1 protein-coding gene is annotated in these 1,544 nt (G+C 71.4%); it reads right to left on the reverse strand.

Annotated elements, in window-relative coordinates; translation table 11 throughout:
• Nucleotides 1-116: 116 nt before the first annotated feature.
• Nucleotides 117-1,544, reverse strand: a 1,428-nt coding sequence (locus ACWCO3_RS34520) for a PKD domain-containing protein (RefSeq protein ID WP_450014196.1), incomplete at its 5' end; no start/stop codon positions are given.

The raw sequence follows: 1,544 nt of genomic DNA on the forward strand, positions 1-1,544 counted from the left end.
TATCTAATCCTGTTCGCTCCCCACGCTTTCGCTCCTCAGCGTCAGTATCGGCCCAGAGACCCGCCTTCGCCACCGGTGTTCCTCCTGATAGCCCGCCCGACGCGTCGACTCCGGTTCTAGCCGGTGACGGTGAACGGTCGGGACACCTTCATGGCCGACGTCTCGCCGGTCAGCGTGACGCTTGTCGCGCCAGGCTTCGCCGCTCCCGGAACGCTCACCGTCGCGCCCGAGATGACACCGTCACCGTTCGCGCGCACGGTGGTGACCGCGACGCCGTTGCCGAAGGCGATCGTGACCACCTCGTTCGGCACGAACCCGAGACCGTCGACGGTGATCGCCGTTCCGCGCGGCCCCGAGGCCGTCAACAGCGCCACCCTCGGCTGGTAGGTCCGCGCCTGCGCCTGCTCGGTCACCTGGACGGTGGCCGTGGCCGGCGTACGGGAGGACGCGCCGGTCGCGGTGACCGCGTACCGGCCGGGCTGCGCGTCGTCGGACGTCGGAACCGAGACTCGCACTGTTCCCTTCGCCGAGGCCGCGACCTTCGTGGTCCGGGCCGGGTCGGTGCCGACGCTGACGGTCACCTGCTCGCCTGCGGCGAACCCGCTGCCGTCGACGGTGATCGCGCCGCCGGTGGTGACGCTGCCCGCCGAGGAGAGTGCGATCGCCGGCTGCGATCCACCCCTCGCCACGGTGACGGTGAACGCCTTGGTGCTGCTGGACAGCGTGTCCCAGGCGGTGACGTGCACCGTGTAGGTGCCCTCGCTGGTGTAGGTGTGCTGCCCGGTCATGGCACCGGAGGCGTCGATCGTGACGTCCTCCGGAGCCGTGCCGTCACCCCACTGGACGCGGGCGCGGTAGCCCGTCGTGCCGGGAACGCCGCCGGTCACCGAACCGAGGCTCGCCGTGAGGGCCTGCCCGACGTTCGCCGTCTGGTCCTTCGGTGCGTCGGTGGTCAGCGCGGGGGCCGGCGTGCCGTCGTTGGCGACGGCGAACACGTGGATCCGGCCCGCCGAGCGGGGGTCGCCGGTCTGCGTCGGCAGGGTCACCGACACCAGCGTCTTGCCCGCCGGGATCTGGTACGGCGCGGTGGCGAACAGGAACGGCTGGGCGCCGTCCCGGCTGGTGCCGTGCAGTCGGTACGCCGTCTTGGCGACGATGATGTTGCCGTAGGACGGGGTGCCGTTGGCGTTGCCGCCCAGCGTCCAGTCGCTGAACTGGATCGGGATGCTGGCGGTGCTGCCGTCGCTGAACGTCGCCGTGCCGGTGGTGCTCTGGTTGCCCTGCGTTCCGGCGCCGATGAACGAGATGTTCCGGGCGTCGGCCGGCAGGTCGAGAACGACAGTCGCGCCGTTGCCGGTGGCGTTGTCAGGCTGTCCGGGCGGGATCACCGGCAGGGTGAACTGCAGTGCCGTTCCGGGAACCTGCTGCCGCTGGCCCTGGACCGCGCCGCCCGCCGTGAGGGCGGCCCGCGAGTACGCCCACGACTTGGCGTCGCAGTCGGCCGCGAGGACCCCTTCGTCACCGACGCAGACGGTGTCGAAGGC

Source organism: Micromonospora sp. NPDC002411 (assembly GCF_053592955.1).